General features: G+C 42.2%; 16 protein-coding genes. 12 read left to right on the forward strand and 4 right to left on the reverse strand.

Features of this window, described 5'->3' with window-relative positions; translation table 11 throughout:
- The first annotated feature begins 336 nt into the window (after positions 1-336).
- From gcvT to gcvP, 3 genes are all read left to right on the forward strand, one after another.
- On the forward strand, positions 337-1,431 hold the full coding sequence (gcvT, locus tag AB6N04_RS03110; protein WP_369310472.1) for a glycine cleavage system aminomethyltransferase GcvT: 1,095 nt from the start codon (positions 337-339) through the stop codon (positions 1,429-1,431).
- Positions 1,432-1,474: 43 nt separating this feature from the next.
- Positions 1,475-1,867 (forward strand): glycine cleavage system protein GcvH, encoded by a 393-nt coding sequence (gcvH, locus tag AB6N04_RS03115; protein WP_369310473.1) that lies wholly within the window; start codon positions 1,475-1,477, stop codon positions 1,865-1,867.
- Positions 1,868-2,251: 384 nt separating this feature from the next.
- Positions 2,252-5,128: an aminomethyl-transferring glycine dehydrogenase gene (gene gcvP, locus AB6N04_RS03120; RefSeq protein WP_369310474.1), complete on the forward strand. Its 2,877-nt coding sequence runs from the start codon at positions 2,252-2,254 to the stop codon at positions 5,126-5,128.
- Positions 5,129-5,223: 95 nt separating this feature from the next.
- Here gcvP and AB6N04_RS03125 read toward each other — a convergent pair whose 3' ends face one another.
- From AB6N04_RS03125 to ygfZ, 3 genes are all read right to left on the reverse strand, one after another.
- Positions 5,224-6,120, reverse strand: coding sequence for a YncE family protein (locus tag AB6N04_RS03125; protein ID WP_369310475.1), 897 nt, complete (start codon positions 6,118-6,120; stop codon positions 5,224-5,226).
- A gap of 189 nt (positions 6,121-6,309) precedes the next feature.
- A complete protein-coding gene (locus AB6N04_RS03130; RefSeq protein ID WP_369310476.1) occupies positions 6,310-6,930 on the reverse strand; it encodes an HD family hydrolase in 621 nt (206 codons plus the stop codon).
- Positions 6,931-6,941: 11 nt separating this feature from the next.
- Positions 6,942-7,928: a tRNA-modifying protein YgfZ gene (gene ygfZ / locus AB6N04_RS03135; protein ID WP_369310477.1), complete on the reverse strand. Its 987-nt coding sequence runs from the start codon at positions 7,926-7,928 to the stop codon at positions 6,942-6,944.
- Between the two features lie 248 nt (positions 7,929-8,176).
- On the opposite strand from ygfZ, the gene sdhE reads away from it, so the two are divergent.
- Complete coding sequence (gene sdhE / locus AB6N04_RS03140; protein WP_369310478.1) at positions 8,177-8,443, forward strand: FAD assembly factor SdhE; 267 nt, start codon at positions 8,177-8,179, stop codon at positions 8,441-8,443.
- Positions 8,424-8,834, forward strand: a complete 411-nt coding sequence (locus tag AB6N04_RS03145; protein WP_369310479.1) for a protein YgfX — start codon at positions 8,424-8,426, stop codon at positions 8,832-8,834. The genes sdhE and AB6N04_RS03145 overlap by 20 nt, the downstream gene beginning before the upstream one ends.
- Positions 8,835-8,890: 56 nt before the next feature.
- Here AB6N04_RS03145 and fldB read toward each other — a convergent pair whose 3' ends face one another.
- Positions 8,891-9,409, reverse strand: a complete 519-nt coding sequence (fldB, locus tag AB6N04_RS03150; protein WP_369310480.1) for a flavodoxin FldB — start codon at positions 9,407-9,409, stop codon at positions 8,891-8,893.
- 117 nt (positions 9,410-9,526) lie between these two features.
- Between fldB and xerD the strand changes: the two genes are divergently transcribed.
- The 7 genes from xerD to AB6N04_RS03185 all read left to right on the forward strand — a co-directional run bounded on the left by xerD (position 9,527) and on the right by AB6N04_RS03185 (position 22,443).
- Positions 9,527-10,429 carry a site-specific tyrosine recombinase XerD gene (xerD, locus tag AB6N04_RS03155; protein ID WP_369310481.1) on the forward strand — a complete coding sequence of 301 codons (903 nt, stop codon included), beginning with the start codon at positions 9,527-9,529 and terminating at the stop codon, positions 10,427-10,429.
- A gap of 16 nt (positions 10,430-10,445) precedes the next feature.
- Positions 10,446-11,150, forward strand: a complete 705-nt coding sequence (gene dsbC / locus AB6N04_RS03160; RefSeq protein ID WP_369310482.1) for a bifunctional protein-disulfide isomerase/oxidoreductase DsbC — start codon at positions 10,446-10,448, stop codon at positions 11,148-11,150.
- Between the two features lie 9 nt (positions 11,151-11,159).
- Complete coding sequence (gene recJ / locus AB6N04_RS03165) at positions 11,160-12,893, forward strand: single-stranded-DNA-specific exonuclease RecJ (RefSeq protein WP_369310483.1); 1,734 nt, start codon at positions 11,160-11,162, stop codon at positions 12,891-12,893.
- A 129-nt stretch (positions 12,894-13,022) separates the two neighbouring features.
- Positions 13,023-14,124 (forward strand): peptide chain release factor 2 gene (gene prfB / locus AB6N04_RS03170; protein WP_369310484.1). Its coding sequence is split into 2 segments (ribosomal slippage): positions 13,023-13,100 and positions 13,102-14,124, totalling 1,101 coding nucleotides; the frame shifts between segments, so codons are not numbered across the junction.
- Positions 14,125-14,131: 7 nt separating this feature from the next.
- Positions 14,132-15,649: a lysine--tRNA ligase gene (gene lysS / locus AB6N04_RS03175; protein ID WP_369310485.1), complete on the forward strand. Its 1,518-nt coding sequence runs from the start codon at positions 14,132-14,134 to the stop codon at positions 15,647-15,649.
- A 1,203-nt stretch (positions 15,650-16,852) separates the two neighbouring features.
- Complete coding sequence (locus tag AB6N04_RS03180) at positions 16,853-17,416, forward strand: hypothetical protein (protein ID WP_369310486.1); 564 nt, start codon at positions 16,853-16,855, stop codon at positions 17,414-17,416.
- Between the two features lie 20 nt (positions 17,417-17,436).
- A complete protein-coding gene (locus AB6N04_RS03185; RefSeq protein ID WP_369310487.1) occupies positions 17,437-22,443 on the forward strand; it encodes a hypothetical protein in 5,007 nt (1,668 codons plus the stop codon).
- The last annotated feature ends 133 nt before the right edge of the window (positions 22,444-22,576 follow it).

Below are 22,576 nucleotides of genomic sequence, written 5' to 3' on the forward strand. Positions count from 1 at the left end.
TTTTCTAATTTTGCTAAGTTGCGGTGAATTTTGTCAATAATCTATTTATTAAGCTTTGTGGTGGTATTTTGAGCTAAATTATGTGCTATAGACCACTTTAGAGTGATCATTCTCAATTATTTAACAAAAATCGCTGGCAAAATCAGAGCGCAATCAGTAATACAGAGGGTAAGTCGCCCTATTTTTTTTTATAGGATCAAAGCGCAAATAGTGGTAGATTTTTTAACAGAAGTTATCGTTTGCGTCAGGTTAAAAATGCCTATTCAATAATTACAAATTGCTATTTTTAACCCCGCAACCACCCCAAAATATCTTAATCGAGCACAGAGGGTATTCATGGTAAAGCAGACAACACTGTATGAAGAGCATATTGCTTGCGGTGCAAAAATGGTGGATTTTCATGGCTGGATGATGCCGCTGCATTATGGTTCGCAAATTAATGAACATAATATTGTTCGAACGGATGCAGGGATGTTTGATGTTTCCCATATGACTATTGTCGATTTGCATGGTGATGGTTGTCGTGACTTTCTTCGTTACCTCTTAGCGAACGATATCAACAAACTTACCGAGCAAGGAAAGGCATTATATACAGGTATGCTAAATGCGTCAGGTGGCGTGATTGATGACCTGATTGTGTATTACTTTGCCGACGATTTTTATCGTTTAGTGGTTAACTCGGCGACGCGGGAAAAAGATCTTGCATGGATAGAACAGCACTCAGAAGGCTATGCCGTCGAAATGTATGTGCGGGATGATTTAGCTTTACTTGCCGTTCAAGGACCACAAGCGGCACAAAAAGTCCATACGCTACTAAGTGAAGAACAAAATCAAGCCATTGAAGGAATGAAACCCTTTTATGGCATTCAAACCGGTGATTTATTTATAGCTACAACTGGCTATACAGGTGAAAAGGGCTATGAAATAGCGATGCCCAAAGAGCAGGTCGTAGACTTTTGGCATAAGCTTCTGAAAGCTGGAGTACACCCAGCAGGGCTAGGGGCGCGTGACACATTACGCTTAGAAGCGGGAATGAACTTGTATGGTCAAGATATGGATGAGAGCATTTCACCCCTTGCGGCAAATATGGGGTGGACCATTGCGTGGAAACCTGAAGATCGCCAGTTTATTGGTCGTGAAGCTCTCGAAAAACTGCGTGAGCAAGGAACTGAAAAACTTGTCGGTATTGTGATGCGTGATAAGGGTATACTGCGTGCAGGGCAAGTGGTTCGCTTTACTGATGATTTAGGTAAATTGCAAGAAGGGGTCATTACCAGCGGCTCTTTCTCACCGACTTTAGGTTTCAGTATTGCGTTGGCACGTGTCCCGAACGGAATTCAAGATAAAGCGATTGTTGAGATCCGACATCGAGAAATGCCAGTTGAAGTAGTGAAACCGGGCTTTGTCCGCGAAGGTAACTGCTTAGTGTAATTTGGGCTGACCCAATCAATAACTTTAAAATGAGAGGCTAATAATGAGCAATACACCTAAAGAGTTAATGTATACCCGTGAACACGAGTGGCTGCGTGATGAAGGCAATGGTGAATACACCGTTGGTATCACAGAGCATGCGCAAGAAACTCTCGGGGATATGGTGTTTGTTGATTTACCCGAAGTAGGTAGTGTCGTCAGTGCAGGTGATGATGTTGCAGTGGTTGAGTCAGTTAAAGCGGCATCTGATATCTACGCGCCACTAAGTGGTGAGATTGTAGCTATCAACAGCGAGCTAAGTGATTCGCCAGAACTGGTCAACGAACAACCGTATCAAGAAGGCTGGATTTTCCGTATTAAAGCCTCAGATACCACAGAGCTGGCGGATTTGATTGATGCTGAAGGCTATACTTCGATGATTGAAGCTGAAGAATAGTTTATTCGTCATATTTTGTGTTGTGGCGGTATTGGCTTCGCTCATTCGCCCTAGCTACGTACTGGTGTATGCTTCAAGGGACTCTTTTGCTTGCCGCCTAGCCACAACGCAAACTAGATAGAATAAACATCTGTTGTGATGGTGTTGGCTGTACTCGATAACTCGGGTCACATACTTGAGTATGCCCCCTAAGGTTGTTTCGTTTGCCGCCTAGCCACAAAATGAACTATTTAGAGGTTTGAATACGTATTTAGTATTTAGAGGGTTGAAAAATACTAAATTAGAAACAAGTTGCTACATCACTGATTTTGAGTGTTATCTCGCAAGTTCCGTAACAATCGCCCGACAACTTATGCATAGCAGACAAAGGATGGGAACACAGATATGTCGATGTCACTGAGTCAATTAGAAAACCGTTCAGAATTTATCTCGCGCCACATTGGTTCTTCAGAACAACAAATAAAAACCATGTTAGACACTGTGGGAGCGTCATCGCTCGATAACTTAATGGATAAAATTGTGCCGAAGGCCATTTTACTTGCTGAACCGCCAAGAGTCGGCGGTGGAGCGACAGAACAGGAAGCATTAGCTGAATTAAAAGCGATTGCATCCTTGAATAAACGCTACAAAAGTTACATCGGCATGGGGTATGCACCTGCGGTATTACCTCCAGTTATCTTACGTAACTTGCTGGAAAACCCAGGTTGGTACACGGCTTATACTCCCTATCAACCAGAGGTCTCTCAAGGGCGTTTAGAGTCTCTTCTCAATTTTCAACAATTAACCATTGACCTGACCGGGCTAGATCTAGCCTCTGCCTCCTTATTGGATGAAGCTACCGCTGCGGCAGAAGCCATGGCGATGGCAAAACGTATTAGTAAATTAAAAAATGCGGAACGTTTTTTTGTTGCAAATGATGTTCACCCGCAAACCCTAGATGTAGTGCGCACTCGTGCCGGTACTTTTGGCTTTGAAATTATTGTTGATAGTGCTGAAAAAGTGTTGGAACACGAAGGTGTTTTTGGCGCATTGCTACAGCAGGTTGGTACGACTGGTAATGTGCATGATTACACTGAACTGCTTGCACAATTAAAAGAGCGCCAAATTGTCAGTTGTGTTGCAGCAGAAATGATGGCACTTGTGCTATTAGTTGCGCCGGGTAAACAAGGGGCTGACATTGTTTTCGGTTCTGCTCAGCGTTTTGGTGTACCGATGGGCTATGGTGGCCCTCACGCGGCCTTTTTTGCTTGCCGTGATGAGTTTAAGCGGGCTATGCCGGGGCGTATTATTGGGGTTTCACGTGATGCAGCAGGCAATACCGCGTTACGTATGGCAATGCAAACCCGTGAACAGCATATTCGCCGTGAAAAAGCCAACTCGAATATTTGCACATCTCAAGTATTACTGGCGAATATTGCCGCCATGTACGCAGTGTACCATGGTCCTGAAGGGCTTAAATTGATTGCAGGACGTATTCACCGTTTTACCTCGATTTTAGCAAAAGCCTTAGCAGATGCGGGGTTCCCGTCACGCCATAAAACATGGTTTGACACTTTAGCCATTGAAGTCGCTGATAAAACAGCGGTATTAGCCCGAGCAGAAAAAGCAAAAATCAATTTGCGTACCGATATCTATGGTGTGGTAGGTCTTACCCTAAGTGAGACGACAACGCGTGAAGATATCAATGAGTTATATGCTGTAATAACAGGTTCAGATGTTAAATTAAATTTTGAAAAGCTAGACCAGCAAGTCGCCGCTGATGAACAAGCCATTCCAACGGCACTACAGCGTAAAGACGAAATTTTAGCTCACCCTAATTTTCATCGCTACCATAGCGAAACCGAAATGATGCGTTATATGCACAGCTTAGAACGTAAAGATTTAGCACTGAACCAAGCAATGATCCCGTTAGGCTCTTGTACCATGAAACTGAATGCTGCTGCGGAAATGATCCCCATTACGTGGCCAGAATTTGGGGAGTTACACCCATTCTGCCCAGCTGAACAAGCTCAAGGTTATCACCAAATGATCGAACAACTTTCTCATTGGTTGGTGCAATTAACGGGTTACGACGCTGTCTGTATGCAGCCTAATTCAGGTGCACAAGGGGAATATGCAGGCTTGCTAGCTATCCGTCGCTACCATGAAAGCCGTAACGAAGGCGCTCGCAATATTTGCTTGATCCCAGCCTCTGCACACGGCACAAACCCTGCTTCAGCGCATATGGCAGGGATGGAAGTGGTGGTGGTACGCTGTGATGATGAAGGAAATATCGATTTAACGGATTTACGTGAAAAAGCAGAGCAACACAGCAAAGAACTATCTTGTGTCATGGTTACTTATCCATCCACTCATGGTGTGTACGAAGAAAGCATTCGTGAAGTGTGTGAAATTGTTCACCAATATGGCGGGCAAGTGTACCTTGATGGCGCTAATATGAACGCACAAGTTGGGTTGACAACGCCGGGCTTTATTGGCGCTGATGTTTCGCACCTTAATTTACATAAAACCTTCTGTATTCCTCACGGTGGTGGCGGTCCAGGTATGGGACCTATTGGTGTGAAAAAACATTTGGCCCCCTTTGTGCCGGGGCATTCAGTGGTTGAGTTGGATATGCTCACTGATCAAGGTGCGGTTTCTGCGGCACCATTTGGTAGTGCTTCAATCTTACCTATTAGTTGGATGTATATTCGCATGATGGGCTCCTATGGCTTAAGAAAAGCCAGTCAAGTGGCAATTTTGAATGCAAACTATATCGCTAAACGCCTTGCGCCTCGTTATGACATTCTATACACAGGTCAGGAAGGCTATGTGGCTCACGAATGTATCGTTGATTTACGTCCTATTAAGAAAGAGACAGGGATCAGCGAACTGGATATTGCTAAGCGTTTGATTGACTATGGTTTCCATGCGCCAACCATGTCTTTCCCGGTGGCAGGAACCTTGATGATTGAGCCGACAGAGTCTGAAAGCATGACTGAAATCAACCGTTTCATTGATGCAATGTTAGCGATCCGCGATGAGATTGACCAAGTGGTTGAAGGGAAATGGACGCTAGAGGATAACCCACTGGTGAACGCGCCTCATGTGCAAACAGAGCTGGCGGGAGAGTGGTCTCACACTTATAGTCGTGAATTGGCGGTATTCCCAACAGCACAGACTAAAGCTAATAAGTATTGGCCAGCAGTGAAACGCCTTGATGATGTCTATGGGGATCGTCATTTACATTGTTCATGTGTGCCGATTGAAGAGTATATGTAACTGTTACTCATTAGTAAGATAGATACTTTCGGTTATATTAATATTCGGCTTGCCTCCTTCTTTACGGGAGCAAGCCTGATTATTCTGGTGTTACTTTAGCCAGAATATTGGTCAATGCCTGTATAGCTGTTACCTTGGTAAAGCTTTTCAACATGACCTGTTGTTATACAAACTTGGTAAATGCCACCACTGAGATCGGCGATATACATCAGTTGGGCCGACTTATCGTGCGTTAGGCCGATGGTTTCTTTAAATCCCCGGCTGATCACGCGATAGTCTGTCAGCCCGTGAACAGTGACATTAGCGCAATTTAGGCTATTACCATCGGGTTCAGCCCCTCTATCCGTCCAGTATAAAATATTGGCATCTTCATCGAGCAATAAATCGATAGGCTCAGGCAAATTATCTAATAATAGCTGGATATCACTTCGATTTTCAGGGGATTGGGGATCTGCTGGTTTTAATGGCGCTCTAAATATGCGACCTAAATTTCCTTTGGCTGTGCCTTTTTGTGTCCAGTAAATCCAGTTATTATTAATATCAATAGCAATGCCTACGCATTGATCTAATATATCGACCTGACCATTTTCATTGCGTGACCTTGCAATGTGTGTGGTTAAATCGGAACCATCAACGTAGCAGGATGAAACCATTCCTCCTTCACGATCACACCAATATAACCGTTGGTTCATCAAATCGAGTTGTAACTGTTTTGGTGTCCTTATGGCTCCTTGGCCTACTAGCCTTTTTCTTTGGCGACCATCAAAATTCATGACATTAATTGAACCGTCATTAGCATCAAAATCATCGCCCATATTACTCCAATAGATCAAACGGCGATCAGGATCCACCGCTATGCCATCGGGAGTACCACCAAGTCCTTCAATTAGCGGGGTTAACTGATGTGTCAACTTATTGAATCGAACAATTGAAGGGGAGTGAATATCAAGCAATAACAGATAAGGGCGTGTGTTGCGCTCATTTTTTGGCATATCTAACCTCATTGATCGCTAATCAAAAATATATGATAGATAAATGAACAGATAATTATTTATCTAAGTATAGTTTAATTTGATTGAATCAGTATGTGGTTAATAAGGGGTATCGGTGTAGAGACTAGTCGATGAAGAGCAACCTTTAGGGGGTAGCTAAAGCGGCAAATAGCCACTTTAGCTTGTTAATTAAAGCAACCAACCTTTTTGTTGGGCAAGCTCTAATTGTTGTTTAAGTTGTTGGTAGAATTCAGGAAGTATTTGCTTAATGTAATCACATTTGCTGAGGACTTGCTCAAGGCGAATATGATTTTCCACCCAACTTTGCCCTTGATTATGTAGGTTCATTAGCATTGGCATAGCTCTATCTATGGCGTTTGCGTAAACTGACTCAGGGGTTTCTAATGCATCATATTCATGCCACAGTGCGAGTAATGTGGCATTTTGTGGGGAGGGCAGAAGGTTAAAAATCCGGTTTGCTGCTTTAACTTCCTCAGCATGGATAGCATCACGAGCTGCATTATCGAAAACCAATACATCCCCTGCATCAATTTCAACAATGTCATGAACAAGAGCAAGTTTAATTGCGTGTTCAATATTTACGCCTTCAACATATGGGGCAAAACTCATCGCCGCCACCGCAAATTGCCAACTGTGTTCAGCAGTGTTTTCGTGGCGTTCACGGTTAAGTAGCTTATTTTTGCGATAAATACTTTTAAGTTTATCAAGTTCCATTAAAAATTGGACGACTTCAGTAAAAGCCCCAAAATTGACCACCTCAATGGGCTTGTTACTTAATGCAGATGACATAAAAACCTCTATTAATGTTCTTCTTCTAATGAATAAGGCAAAGGTGCGATGGTTAAATGACTTTGTTCATCAGCGATAACACGAAAAACACTGTCAGCTTCCATATCGTTATTCATAATAATTTGTACATAAATTTCGCCATTTCCTAGGCGCACAGCGGCAAGGACAGTACCAGTACGACGCCATTTATCACCCAATTGCCATTCCACACCATCTCCAAGAGCAGGAAGCGTTGTTGCCGTCCCTTTTAACAAATACATCGCGCGTTTATTGGCACCGCGGAATTTTGCTCTTGCCACCATTTCTTGACCAGTATAACAACCTTTTTTAAAGCTGATCCCATGGGGAAGCGCTTGTAGATTGGCGGCTTGCGGTAGGTGTTGTGCGCTATTTTCTTGGTCGATAACAGCAAAACCCGCTTCGAGATCTAGCGCGAGCCATTGGTCATCACTGACTTGCGTCGCTCCTAGTGTTTCCGTTATTTTTTGTGCGGTTACTTCATTGGTGATCACTAAAAAGCGTTCGGCGGGTAACGAGAAATACAACAACGTCGTATCACCATCAGTGATCACTTGGTTTTGCTCATCAGGTAAAGTGCTAAACAACGTTGTGAGTGCTTCTCTTGCTCCTTTCCCTGCGATACCCAGTAATTTCAGTTCGGGTTTTTTCGCAAAAGTAACCTTAGAGAACACGGCATATTTTTTGAGCTCGGCTAATTGCGTATCAACAACACTGCGTCTAAGCAAATAAGAAAGGCCGTCTAAATGATGGAATAAACGCAGGTCACTCCACATTTTACCTTTTGGGTCACAATGAGCCGTTAAGGTGTGAGCTTGTGCTAACGTCGCGATATCTGCGGTGACTTGGCCTTGCAGATATTTTTCGGCATCAAGGCCTGTAAGGTGAATGAGTTCCCAGTTTTCCAGTGAAATCAAAACAAGTGGTAAAGACTGTGAACCAAAGGGAAATTGTTGTGTACTATCAATGTGGGTAGTCATGATTTCACCTGCTGTTCTTTGATAGATAAAGGGGCTTAATGGTAAAATAGCTAGATAACATTGCAAGTAGTTATTATGATGCAGCTTGCATTATCTCGGATTTTTTATCATCGGTTTGTAGAAAAACGGCATTTTACTACTAAAATTACAACAATGTAGTCTATGGCATGTTTTCTTTGCAGATAATCTGTTAGAGTATTGAAAATAATCAATCTTATCAGTTAACTGCAACAAAAGGTCGTAGTGGAATGGATATTGAGAATAAAGCACGAATTCATTGGGCTTGTCGGCGTGGGATGCGTGAGCTAGATATTTCAATCATGCCTTTTTTTGAGTATGAATACGATAGCTTAACGACACAAGACAAACAAACCTTTGTTCGCTTATTAGAATGTGCGGACCCAGACTTATTCAATTGGTTAATGAATCATGGTCGTCCAGAGGATGACGAGCTGTTCCGTATGGTCAAACTCATTCAGGAAAAAAATAAAAATCGTGGTCCTGTGGAAATCTAATCTCTCCATTTCATGGAAGACACAATTTTTTTCTACCTGTATTCATGGTGCAGTCGGTATTCTTTTGCTGTTTGCACCATGGTCACCGGGTAATTCGATGTTTTGGTTACCGTTGCTAGTTGTGGTCGTGGCAAGTTGGGCAAAAAGCCAAAAAAATATCAGTAAAGTAAAAGGCGTTGCCGTGTTAGTGAATGGCAATAAAGTTCAATGGAAGAAAAACGAATGGAATATTGTGAAAGCGCCATGGCTGACTCGCTATGGAATTTTGCTTACATTGGAAGCGCTACAAGGAAAAGGGCAGAAAATCCATTTGTGGGTCGCAAGGGATTCAGTATCAGAAGAGAACTGGCGGAATCTCAATCAGTTATTGCTCCAATATCCTGATATCTAAACGTTAGGGCAATAAAAAAGCCTAATTGGAATAAGATATACCGCCAGAATTTTGCCTTAAAGAGACGCTTCGATTTCTTGTAAAATTTGCACGCACCACTGGGCAATTCGCTCATCAGTTTGTTCAAATTGATGCACTTCATCAAGGGCAAGTCCAACAAACATGTCACCCGTCTCATTTAATGCTTTTGGACTATCAAAGGTATATCCCTCTGTTGGCCAAAAACCAACAAATTGGACGCCAGTGGGTTTAAGTTGATGGTAAAGCAATCCAAGTGCATCAAGAAACCATTCGCTATAATCTATTTGATCGCCTAACCCATACATAGCAACAATTTTGCCTGTTAAGTTTAAGTTGGGAAGGGCATCCCAAATTTCTAGCCAGTCTTCCTGTATTTCACCGAAGTCCCACGTAGGTATTCCCAAAATGAGAATATCATACAGCTCCATTTCGCTGGGTGGTGTATCATTGACATTATGCAGGGTGACAAAATCATTACCGAGAATATCACGTATTTTTTCAGCAACCATTTCGGTATAACAGGTACTAGAACCGTAAAAAAGACCTATTTTCATATATATTATTACTATGTCCAGCTATGGTTTTGATCACAAGGAGGGTATTGTAACAGATGCCCCCCCTTTCAGGCATAATAGAATTGTGTGGTATTATTCAAAGGAAGCGAATCACCAGTGGAAACAAAGCACCTCAATCCATTAATTGAGCAATTTCTTGATACGATTTGGCTTGAGCAAGATTTGGCCGAAAATACGTTAGCATCGTATCGTAATGACCTTCAATCCCTTGATAAATGGCTTGATGCACATCATTTGCATTTAGAAAGTGTTCAATCAATTGATTTGCAAGCTTTTCTCGCCGAGCGTATTGATGGCGGTTATAAGGCAGCAAGTTCAGCTCGTTTATTAAGCGCGATGCGGCGTTTATTCCAATATCTATATCGGGAAAAATTGCGTAGGGATGATCCTTCAGCCGTCATTGCTGCGCCTAAAATACCCCAGCGATTGCCAAAAGATCTGAGTGAGCAGCAAGTGGAGGATTTGTTAAATGCGCCCGCAACGGAAGATCCCCTAGAGCTTCGGGATAAAGCGATGTTAGAGGTTTTATACGCTTGTGGTCTGCGAGTTTCCGAATTAATTGGTTTAACCTTTTCTGACATCAGTTTACGCCAAGGGGTTATTCGGGTTGTCGGGAAAGGGGATAAAGAAAGGTTGATCCCCTTGGGGGAAGAGGCAATATATTGGTTAGAAAAATATATTGATGAAGGTCGCCCTGATTTATTGAATGGCAAAGCCAGTGATATTTTGTTTCCGAGCAAGCGTGGAACAAAAATGACACGGCAAACATTTTGGCATCGAATAAAATACTATGCGGTACTTGCTCAAATTGATACGGAATTGCTCTCGCCTCACGTTCTTAGGCATGCTTTTGCAACCCATTTACTGAACCACGGGGCAGATTTGCGTGTCGTACAGATGTTATTAGGCCACAGTGATTTATCAACAACCCAAATTTATACTCATGTTGCCACTGAGCGGTTACGTGCGCTGCATGAGCAACATCATCCAAGAGGATGATAACTAAGGATTATCTATGAAAGGCAAATTGCTATTGTTGGCAGCAACGTGTTTTGCTGCAATCACCTCGAGTGCATATGCGGCTACAGAAGAGAAAGTCATTCGTGACACCCTAGCAAAATACGATATGACGGTGGAGTCGATTAAGCCATCGCCGATTGTGGGGTTGAATGTGGTGGAAACTAACACAGGTGTTGTGTACATCACCGATGATGGTAAGTATTTACTTCAGGGGCCAATTTACGATATGAGTGGGAAAACCCCGTTAAATATCAGTAATCAGCCATTGCTGAAAAAAATCGAAGCTCTGAAAGATGAAATGATTTATTTCAAAGCACCGCACGAAAAATATGTGGTCACAGTGTTTACCGATATTAGCTGCGGTTATTGTAAGAAACTTCATGAAACCGTAGGAGAGTTAAACAGTAAAGGAGTGACAGTGCGCTATCTTGCCTACCCACGCCAAGGTGTACAAAGCGATGTGGGTAAAAAAATGGCGTCTATCTGGTGCAATGGCCTACCGCAAAATGCATTAACGCAAGCGTTTAAGGGCGAGGATATTGCAATGATCGATAACTGTAAAATTGACTTAAGTAAACATATGAATGTCGGTAACTTATTTAAAGTCACGGGGACACCCGCTATTATTTTACCGAATGGTCAAATGCTAGCAGGTTTCCTAAAACCGGATGCCCTTATTCAATTACTTGATGAAAAATAGTTAATTATTGTGAATGTAGAAACTTTTTTACGACAACGGCAGGTCGATGGAGAGCCGACGAAGCTTCAAGGGCTCCCTGAATTATTGCAGCGCATTTACCTGCACCGTGGTATTACGGATATATCACAGTTAGAGCGTAAAGCCACAAATTTGCTGGATTATCGTTCATTGTCAGGCATTGAAAATGCACTTGTGCTGCTTTACCGAGCACTGGTCGAGCATCAATCTATTACTATTGTGGGGGATTTTGATGCAGATGGTGCAACGAGCACCGCACTGGCTATCCGTGCACTTAAAGGGATGGGCTATGTTAATTTAAATTATATTGTGCCAAATCGTTTTGAGAATGGTTATGGATTAACGCCATTAGTCGTTGAAGAAGCCAATAAGCGGGGGACGAATTTAATTATCACTGTGGATAATGGCATTTCATCCCACGAAGGTGTCGCTGCGGCAAAACAATATGGTATCAACGTCATTATTACCGATCACCATTTACCCGGAGAAACACTGCCAGAAGCCGATGCCATTATTAATCCAAATCTCAATGACTGTCATTTTGGTTCAAAAGCGTTAGCGGGTGTTGGGGTAACATTTTATTTAATGTCAGCATTGCGGGCACACTTACGCCAAAAAGAGTGGTTTACCCAACAAGGTTTAAATGAACCCAATTTAGCCGAATACCTTGATTTAGTAGCATTAGGGACGGTGGCTGATGTTGTTCCCCTTGATACGAATAACCGGATATTGGTTCACCAAGGTTTAAATCGTGTTAGAGTTGGTCGTTGTTGTGCGGGCATTAAGGCTTTAGTTGAAGTTTCAAAGCGAGACATCGCCAGGTTGGTGGCAAATGATTTTGGTTTTGCCCTTGGGCCTCGGTTAAATGCGGCGGGGCGGCTCGATGATATGTCCGTGAGTATTGAATTATTGTTAACTGATGATATGGCTTATGCGCGGGAACTGGCTAATGAATTAGACGGGTTGAATCAAACTCGTCGTGATATCGAACAGGGAATGCAACAAGAGGCATCGGTTTTTTTTAATCAGTTTGAGTACAGCGATAATCAACTGCCGAATGGTCTTGCGATTTACCACCCAGAATGGCATCAAGGGGTTGTCGGGATTTTAGCCTCTAGAATTAAAGAGCAATTTCATCGCCCTGTTATTGCTTTTGCGCCCGCAGGGGATGGGGTTCTCAAAGGATCAGGTCGTTCCGTGCAAGGTGTCCATATGCGTGATGCCCTTGAACGTTTAAATACACTGCAACCTGGTTTGATGCAAAAATTTGGCGGTCATGCGATGGCAGCAGGTTTGACATTAGAAGAAAATAAATTTGCAGACTTTAAGCACCATTTCGAGCTGTTAATGGGAGAACTTATTAACCCCGATCAACTGGCAGGTGTGGTTTGGAGTGATGGCGAACTTTCGCGCAACGAGTTTTGCTTAGAAGTTGCGGAATTGATCCGTGAAAGTGGACCATGGGGGCAATCTTTTCCTGAGCCAGTGTTTGATGGGCACTTTCAGCTATTACAGCAACGGTTAGTGGGAGAGCGCCACCTTAAACTTATGTTGGAGCCAGTGAATGGCGGGCCAATGTTAGATGCGATAATGTTTAATATTGATGTGCGTAGATGGCCTGACAACAGTATTAAAAAAGCTAAAATCGCCTTTAAACTCGATGTAAATGAATATCGAGGGCAAAAAAGCGTGCAGTTGATGGTTGAACATATTTGGCCTGATTAATCAGGGAGATTATGGGATAAGCTTGGGTGGAAATAGCGCCTCCTAGTGCTATAAACCTGCAATAAATTCCGTTATACTAACCGATTTGTAAATATAAAATTATTTTTGACCAACCATAAGATATTGAAAATGACGTTTGAAATAAACCCAGTAAAAAGTAAGATCCAGGACCTGTCTGATCGGACATTGGTTCTGAGGGGGTATCTTTGACTATGATGCCAAGAAAGAACGCTTAGAAGAAGTCAATGCAGAGCTTGAGCAGCCAGATGTCTGGAATGAACCAGAAAGAGCGCAAGCACTGGGTAAAGAACGTTCTTCCCTTGAGGGAATTGTTGAAACCATTGATCAACTTACGCAAGGCCTTGAAGATGTTGAAGGTTTATTAGAGCTGGCGGTTGAAGCTGATGATGAAGACACATTCAATGAAGCGGTTGCTGAATTAGACCAACTGCAAGGCAAATTAGAGCAACTTGAATTTCGCCGTATGTTTTCTGGCGAATATGATAGTGCTGATTGTTATATTGACCTTCAAGCAGGTTCTGGTGGTACTGAAGCTCAAGATTGGGCAAGTATGTTATTGCGCATGTACTTACGTTGGGCGGAGTCAAAGGGCTTTAAAACCGAGATTATCGAAGAGTCTGATGGTGATGTTGCGGGTTTAAAATCAGCAACAGTAAAAATTATTGGTGATTACGCATACGGCTGGTTAAGAACCGAAACGGGGGTCCACCGTTTAGTTCGTAAGAGTCCATTTGACTCGGGCGGGCGTCGTCATACTTCATTTAGTTCGGCCTTTATTTATCCTGAAGTTGATGACGATATTGATATTGAAATTAACCCAGCGGATTTACGTATAGATGTTTATCGCGCTTCTGGAGCTGGTGGTCAACACGTCAATAAAACGGAGTCAGCGGTACGTATCACTCATATTCCAACGAATATTGTGACGCAGTGCCAGAATGATCGTTCTCAGCATAAAAATAAAGACCAAGCAATGCGCCAGTTAAAAGCGAAACTATACGAACTGGAAATGCAAAAGAAAAATGCGGACAAGCAAGCGATGGAAGAGAATAAGTCAGATATTGGCTGGGGAAGCCAGATCCGTTCTTACGTCCTTGATGATGCAAGAATAAAAGATTTACGTACTGGTGTGGAAACGCGTAACACGCAAGCCGTGCTGGATGGTGATTTGGATAAATTCATTGAAGCTAGTTTAAAAGCTGGCCTGTGAGGAAAAAATGTCTCAAGAGCAACAGGGTGTAGAGCAAGCTCCCGATTTGAACAACGAACTAAAAACGCGTAAAGAAAAACTCGCGGCGTTACGTGAAAAAGGTATTCCATTTCCGAATGATTTTCGTCGTGAAAATGTTTCAAACACTATTCATGCTCAGTATGGTGAAAAGTCATCGGAAGAGTTAGAAGACTTGAATATTGAAGTCTCCATTGCAGGTCGTATGATGACTCGTCGTATTATGGGGAAAGCCTCATTTGCAACGTTGCAAGATGTCGGTGGACGTATTCAAATTTACGTATCACGGGATGATTTAGCGGAAGGCGTTTACAACGAGCAGTTCAAAAAATGGGACTTAGGTGACATTTTAGGCGCGAAAGGGCGTTTATTCAAAACCAAAACGGGAGAACTCACCGTTCACTGTCACGAAGTACGCTTATTAACCAAGGCATTACGTCCATTACCCGATAAATTCCACGGTTTATCAGACCAAGAAACACGTTATCGTCAGCGTTATCTTGATTTGATCGCAAATGATGAATCACGTCACACGTTTATCGTTCGTTCTAAAATCTTGGCGGAAGTTCGTAATTTCATGGTAGCTCGCGGCTTCATGGAAGTTGAGACCCCTATGATGCAGGTCATCCCTGGTGGTGCATCAGCACGCCCATTTATCACGCACCATAATGCGTTAGATATCGACATGTATTTGCGTATCGCGCCTGAGTTGTACTTAAAACGATTAGTGGTAGGTGGTTTTGAACGGGTTTTCGAAATTAACCGTAACTTCCGTAATGAAGGTTTATCACCACGCCATAATCCTGAGTTCACAATGATGGAACTCTATATGGCATACGCTGATTACCGTGATTTGATTGAATTAACAGAAGATTTATTCCGTACGCTGACGCAAAAAGTGTTAGGCAATACGGTCGTTCAATATGGCGATCAACAATTCGATTTTGGTCAACCCTTTACTAAATTGACCATGAAGCAAGCTATCTGCAAATATCGTCCAGAAACCGATGTGGCTGACTTAGACGATATGGATAAAGCGGTTGCGATTGCACAATCTTTAGGGATTAAGGTTGAGAAAAGCTGGGGCTTAGGCCGAGTCCAGTGTGAAATCTTTGAAGAGGTTGCGGAAAGCCATCTAATTCAACCTACTTTCATCACTGAGTACCCTGCGGAAGTTTCACCGTTAGCGCGTCGCAATGATGACAATCCTTTTATCACCGACCGTTTTGAATTCTTTATTGGTGGTCGTGAAATTGGTAATGGTTTCTCAGAATTAAATGATGCAGAAGACCAAGCAGAACGTTTTGCTGAACAAGTTCGACAAAAAGACGAAGGTGATGATGAAGCCATGTTCTACGACGAAGACTATGTGACTGCGTTAGAGCATGGTTTACCACCAACGGCTGGTCTTGGTATCGGTATAGACCGCATGGTGATGTTATTTACTAACAGTCATACTATCCGTGACGTTATTTTATTCCCTGCTTTACGTCCAACAAAATCTTAAGTGTGACTTGTGCCTAGGGGCGGTAAAAACAGCAGTCTGAACAGCCCTTAGGGGTGTTCAGGTTGTTAACAAAGTGTGGTTCAAACTTGGCTTTTCCCACTTTGTGTTATCAGCCGACAATCGACAAATTGATTTTCCTGGTCTATTTTCAAAACCTATCTAACTTGCTGGCAAACCTAATCGGTTTGTCAGTAGTCTGAGCAACCCTTAAGGGCTGTTTATCGTTGTCTAATGATTTTTTCTAGATCATAAGTTAAATTATTAAAAAATGGCACTGCATTGGCGACATTTTGTGGGGGGATCTCGCTATGTATCTCACATAAGTTGGCGTTGTGTTTTAATTATTGGTGAAACAATTCGACTGCATTATCAGACGTTCATAAAATAGACAAAAAAACAGCAACCCGCTAGGTGTATCAATAACACCTATTATGTTCAGTGCTCCCTTCTTTATTCAATCCGACTGCTAACGGTATAAATCAGCTATCTAATAGCAAAATGATATGTATTAAATTATTTTTTTCTACGTGTTCGCTAATTAGTAAATAATGGACTATATAATAAGGTTGAAAATTAATTTGAGTTACGAATGGTATCAATTTAGTATAAGTAATTGTGCCTGAAAGTTGGTATGATCACTTAGGTTGCTTTTATGATTACCTTAACTCTGTTTTATTGCAGACTATTGAATCTAAATGATGTTTTCAAGGTGTTGCTGATAATGAATGATTAGGTCTAATGCCTTAATCATAAAGTGGGTGAGCATATTTAGACATTTTTAGAACAGCATATTTTTGCGAAAAAGAGCAAAAAACACTTTTTTGGAGTGTTTAAGGTTATTTAATTTGTTAGCAAATGTTTCCATGTGAAGACAAAAAAGAAACTTTGGCAAACTGTTATTGAACTGTTGAATTTATGGTTACATTAACCAGTAAAATAATGTTTAGATAACAGAATATAATTAATTTCCACCTTAAACGTGTTAATTTATCACTGACTTAGTGTATTAATAAGAATAAGCTCATAAAAATGACGAAAGGGTAGCGATAAAATAAAATTAAAACTAAAATTATTGTAATCATAAAATTATGAGATGACTCTATTTCTACATTCGGACTTATAGAAAATAGCTAGTTTTTAGCTTACACTAGGTTTCTTGGACATCATTATAATAGCGAAGAAAAGTACTGGTAAGGTAACCATATGTTTTTAAAAAATAAATTTTATGTTGCATCTTTGCTTATAGCAGGTACGGCTCTTCTTTCCGGCTGTACATTTGGCTCAGACACATACAATACAGCAGCACCTAATACAGCAACACCGAATACCCCAAGTAAACAAACAGTAAATGCCAATACGACTCCTGTTGCCGAACAACCCGTTGTAAATGCATATCAAGCTGATGATTCATATCCTGAATCTCAAAAAGTTTTAAATAGCGCTATTAATCGCACACCAATAGCGACAACAACTTATGGGCAAAGTGGCGCTGAACAACAAACATTTGCTCACCTAAATACGTGTGTTAAGGAACTCAATGCACTAAAAACACTTTCACCCAAAGATTACAATCGTTTGGTAGGTTCATTTAAGGAAGTGAGTGAAATCAACCGCCTCTACAGAGAAGTTGAAGGCACTGCTAGCCCTGATACCATTGAATTACTACAAATGGCGATCGAGTCTAAAACGAAAGTACTCTGTGCAAAAGTTCGCTATAACTCAGTATTGTCTACCGAATCAACATTGAAGAAAATTAGTGGATTATGAGAATAAACCTTAGGCTTTGTGTGTCGCTGGCACTTTTTACGACATTTTTTAGTCATGCTCCGAAAGCAGAGAAATTTAATAGCGTTATTGATGATTTTGATACTTACCTTCAATTAGAAAGAGAAGGCAAAGTAAAAGAGCAAAAGCAACAACAACAGCCGGTGAATACACAAGCTCAAGGTTACGATATTTTCTCTTCATTATCGACGGTGCCTGCGCCCAAGGAAAAACAAAAATCTGCGGCGGCGAATAAAGGAGCCAGAGGTAAAACGACAAGTAAAGGACGGTCGGGGGCTGCATCGGCAAAAACGGCTGATGCGGCTAAAACGACGCCAATAGAAGAACCAGGAAAAAACACTTTTTCTGATGTCTGTGTGGTGGCAACAGATAGCCCATCTGCACCAATTTTACTTTCATCCTACCCTTACTTTTTTCAAAGTAATCAATGGAGCCCTGAGTATTTAGCAAGAGACTTTGCTAAATATCAGTTAGTTCTTGATCCTCTTGGGTTGTATGCCTCTAAATTTGCCAGACCATCTGGGATAGATGCTTCTGCTTATCTTGAACAGCTTGCAAAATTAATTGAACGCCAGCAACTGACGAGTTTGTATCAGTTTGGTATAGCACAGGGTGTTGGCCAACTTATTGGTTACAATAATCTGTTAAATGACCAGCAACTGGTTGCTGAGCTTATTAATCACAATAAGAGTATTGCACAATTAACGCATACGATTACAGAAAAAGAATTTGAAATTAATAAACTTAATGAAGATATTAAGAAAAATAAAAATCAAATCACACAATTACAAGCACAGCTAAATTCATCAACTGATGATCAAACGTTAATTGAAACATTAAATCATAAACTTGCGGAAGCAGAAAAAACGATTGAGCAAAAACAGAATAACTTAACACAGCTCAGTCAAGAAAATCAGCAGACACAAGAAACGATCGCTCAACTTGAAAAACAATTAAATGAAAGTGCTATTGAGCAATCTAAAATAAAGCAACAACTAGCTGAGAAAGAGCAACAGTATGCGGCTGCCAATTTGAAGATTGAGCAGTTAACAGCAGATATTGCTAAATTAGAGTTGGATGCGAAAAAACAATTACAACTTGTTGGAAACACTGATGAACAAATGAAATTGGTGGCCACTGAGTTGTTACAGCAAAAAGAATTACTCAAACAGAAAGAAGCTGAACTTGCTACGGCAAAAAACGAAAAAGATGATGTCCAATCGGCACTTGCTACACAGCAAGCGAGTGCGAAACAACTAGAACAACAAAATCAGCAATTATTGGCTCAATTAGCAGAAAAAGAGCAGTTAGCTGAAAAAATACAGGCTTCTTTAGCAGAAAAAACGGCTGAGGCTGAGCAAAAGGTTGCTTTAGAGAAAGCGTTAAAAGATGCACAAATTGCACAAGAGACGCTAACTTCCCAATTAGCGTCCAGCGAAAAGCAACAAGCGGAGCTACAAGCTAAATTAGCGCAGCATGAGCAGAATTACGCGGCAGCAAAAGCTCAGTTGCAGCAAGCGAATGCGGATCTACAACAACTGCGTACCGATGTTGAAAAACAGACGGCGCTGTTAAACCAAGCCAGTGATGAACAAGTTAAAACCATCACGGCGGAGCTAAATAAACACATTGTCTTGCTCAAGCAAAAAGAAAATGAGTTGAAAAAAGCCGAAGCGGCGAGCCAATCAACACATGATGCGTTAGCTCAGCAGCAAGCGGTCGCCAAAGAGCTTGAGCAGAAAAATCAGCAGCTTGCTCAACAGCTCAGCGAAAAAACGAAGCAGGCAGATAAAATCCAAGCCTCGTTAGCGGAACAAACGGCGAAAGCGGCGGATAAAGCGGCACTGGAAACGGAATTAGCGGCGGCTAAAAAACAGTTGGCGGAGCATGAAACGCAGCAAAATACGCTAGCCAAGCAACTCGCGTCCAGCGAAAAGCAACAAGCGGAGCTACAAGCTAAATTAGCGCAGCATGAGCAGAATTACGCGGCAGCAAAAGCTCAGTTGCAGCAAGCGAATGCGGATCTACAACAACTGCGTACCGATGTTGAAAAACAGACGGCGCTGTTAAACCAAGCCAGTGATGAACAAGTTAAAACCATCACGGCGGAGCTAAATAAACACATTGTCTTGCTCAAGCAAAAAGAAAATGAGTTGAAAAAAGCCGAAGCGGCGAGCCAATCAACACATGATGCGTTAGCTCAGCAGCAAGCAGTCGCCAAAGAGCTTGAGCAGAAAAATCAGCAGCTTGCTCAACAGCTCAGCGAAAAAACGAAGCAGGCAGATAAAATCCAAGCCTCGTTAGCGGAACAAACGGCGAAAGCGGCGGATAAAGCGGCACTGGAAACGGAATTAGCGGCGGCTAAAAAACAGTTGGCGGAGCATGAAACGCAGCAAAATACGCTAGCCAAGCAACTCGCGTCCAGCGAAAAGCAGCAAGCGGAGCTACAAGCTAAATTAGCGCAACATGAGCAAAATTACGCGGCAGCAAAAGCTCAGTTGCAGCAAGCGAATGCGGATCTACAACAACTGCGTACCGATGTTGAAAAACAGACGGCGCTGTTACACCAAGCCAGTGATGAGCAAGTCAAAACCATCACAGCGGATCTGAATAAACAAATAGCCTTGCTCAAGCAAAAAGAAAATGAGTTGAAAAAAGCCGAAGCGGCGAGCCAATCAACACGGGATGCGTTAGCTCAGCAGCAAGCGGTCGCCAAAGAGCTTGAGCAGAAAAATCAGCAGCTTGCTCAACAGCTCAGCGAAAAAGCGAAGCAGGCTGATAAAATCCAAGCCTCACTAGTGGAACAAACGGCGAAAGTGGCGGATAAAGCGGCACTGGAAGCGGAATTAGCAGCGGCTAAAAAACAGTTGGCGGAGCATGAAACGCAGCAAAATACGCTCGCCAAACAACTTGCGTCCAGCGAAAAGCAGCAAGCGGAGCTACAAGCTAAATTAGCGCAGCATGAGCAAAATTACGCGGCAGCAAAAGCTCAGTTACAGCAAGCGAATGCGGATCTACAACAACTGCGTACCGATGTTGAAAAACAGACGGCGCTGTTACACCAAGCCAGTGATGAGCAAGTCAAAACCATCACGGCGGATCTGAATAAACAAATAGCCTTGCTCAAGCAAAAAGAAAATGAGTTGAAAAAAGCCGAAGCGGCGAGCCAATCAACACGGGATGCGTTAGCTCAGCAGCAAGCGGTCGCCAAAGAGCTTGAGCAGAAAAATCAGCAGCTTGCTCAACAGCTCAGCGAAAAAGCGAAGCAGGCTGATAAGATCCAAGCCTCACTAGCGGAACAAACGGCGAAAGCGGCGGATAAAGCGGCACTGGAAACGGAATTAGCGGCGGCTAAAAAACAGTTGGCGGATCATGAAACGCTACAAAATACGCTAGCCAAGCAACTCGCGTCCAGCGAAAAGCAGCAAGCGGAGCTACAAGCTAAATTAGCGCAGCATGAGCAAAATTACGCGGCAGCAAAAGCCCAGTTGCAGCAAGCGAATGCGGATCTACAACAACTGCGTACCGATGTTGAAAAACAGACGGCGCTGTTACACCAAGCCAGTGATGAGCAAGTCAAAACCATCACAGCGGATCTGAATAAACAAATAGCCTTGCTCAAGCAAAAAGAAAATGAGTTGAAAAAAGCCGAAGCGGCGAGCCAATCAACACGGGATGCGTTAGCTCAGCAGCAAGCGGTTGCCAAAGAGCTTGAGCAGAAAAATCAGCAGCTTGCTCAACAACTCAGCGAAAAAACGAAGCAGGCAGATAAAATCCAAGCATCACTTGTTGAGCAATCAGCTAAAGTTGCACAAAAAATTACGTTAGAGTCTGAGCTTGCTACGGCGAAGCAGCAATTGCAAGAGTATCAAGTCGCTCAAAATACACTCTCTAAGCAATATACAGAAAGCCAAAAACAGCAACAGCAACTTCAGGCCACATTGGCTCAAAATGAGCAAAATTATGCTGCTGCCCAGAAACAGTTAGCACAAGCTAATGCCAGTTTGCAAAAATTACAGAAAGATGTTGAAAAGCAAACGGCATTAATTGGGCAAGCGAGTGAGCAGCAAGTCAAAGAATTGACAGCAGATTTAAATAAACAACTGGCACTGTTGAAGCAAAAAGAAGCGGCTTTAGCTAAGCTTGATTCGGAGAAAAAAGGAATTCAAGATGCGCTTTCTGCACAAGAGAGTGAAAAGAAAAAACTTGAATTGCAAAATACGCAATTTGTTAAACAGATAAAAGAGCAAGAAACGCAAATCAGTAAGCTTGAAACTGATATTGCAGCTAAAGTGAAAAAACAAACCGAGGTTGAGCTACAACTTGCGGATGCAAATAAACAAATTAGTGCCTTGAAATTAGATGCCCAAAAGTTGGCGTCTGCAACGAAAGCACAACAGGAACTTGTTTTAGCACAAGCGCAATTGAAAAAATTACAGGCTGAGTTAGACGCACAGAAATCATTCTCAAGTGATGATGCGCTTAAGTCACAAATTATGGACTTAAATCGTCGAATTACGTTATTACAAGACGAAAACAATGCTCTTAAAGCGAAAGGCAAAACGGGTTCAAGTGCTGGACTAGCGGGTCGTGTGCCGCCAAGTAAAGACGCTAAAGTCGTTGCACAAGAAAATGCCAAGAAAAATCAGAAGATAATTCAAGATATCACGGCGCAAAAATACAGTAAGTTGGATAATAATACGTATTATAAAATTATTCAGCGCGGTACGCCGATAAAAGATGTTAAAAAGAAAGACATTACATTTATTATGAGGGAGCAGTTAACCGATGGAACGGTAACGGTAATGTATACCGATAAAAACCCGGTCACGCTACCTTATAATGAGTTACCAACACCACTAAATTCGTTTGTTGAACGTGCTGGAGAAGGTGGGATGGTTAAGGTATATATTAAACCTGAAGGTGGTTATGGGGTTGAGGGGATACCCGGTGAAATACCGCCAAACTCTATGTCTATCATTGACTTGAAGATTATGAATGTGAAATAGCGAAAAGTCAGTTTAGGTTCTTCAAAAGGGCAATTTGTCATTCAGGCTGATTGCCTTTTTTTATGACGAAATAAATGAAGAGAGCAAATAGAGATAGATGAAAAAAGTGAGGGTAATTGCTTGTTGCCTTTCT

This window comes from Providencia rettgeri (assembly GCF_041075285.1).
GTDB lineage: Bacteria > Pseudomonadota > Gammaproteobacteria > Enterobacterales > Enterobacteriaceae > Providencia > Providencia rettgeri_G.

Bases quoted from the DNA above. Each gene is read 5' to 3' on its own strand.
- gcvT (WP_369310472.1), top strand. From the start codon at position 337: ATGGTAAAGCAGACAACACTGTATGAAGAGCATATTGCTTGCGGTGCA.
- AB6N04_RS03130 (WP_369310476.1), bottom strand. From the start codon at position 6,930: ATGTCATCTGCATTAAGTAACAAGCCCATTGAGGTGGTCAATTTTGGG.
- fldB (WP_369310480.1), bottom strand. From the start codon at position 9,409: ATGAAAATAGGTCTTTTTTACGGTTCTAGTACCTGTTATACCGAAATG.
- AB6N04_RS03125 (WP_369310475.1), bottom strand. From the start codon at position 6,120: ATGCCAAAAAATGAGCGCAACACACGCCCTTATCTGTTATTGCTTGAT.
- gcvH (WP_369310473.1), top strand. From the start codon at position 1,475: ATGAGCAATACACCTAAAGAGTTAATGTATACCCGTGAACACGAGTGG.
- lysS (WP_369310485.1), top strand. From the start codon at position 14,132: ATGTCTCAAGAGCAACAGGGTGTAGAGCAAGCTCCCGATTTGAACAAC.
- gcvP (WP_369310474.1), top strand. From the start codon at position 2,252: ATGTCGATGTCACTGAGTCAATTAGAAAACCGTTCAGAATTTATCTCG.
- AB6N04_RS03180 (WP_369310486.1), top strand. From the start codon at position 16,853: ATGTTTTTAAAAAATAAATTTTATGTTGCATCTTTGCTTATAGCAGGT.
- ygfZ (WP_369310477.1), bottom strand. From the start codon at position 7,928: ATGACTACCCACATTGATAGTACACAACAATTTCCCTTTGGTTCACAG.
- dsbC (WP_369310482.1), top strand. From the start codon at position 10,446: ATGAAAGGCAAATTGCTATTGTTGGCAGCAACGTGTTTTGCTGCAATC.
- sdhE (WP_369310478.1), top strand. From the start codon at position 8,177: ATGGATATTGAGAATAAAGCACGAATTCATTGGGCTTGTCGGCGTGGG.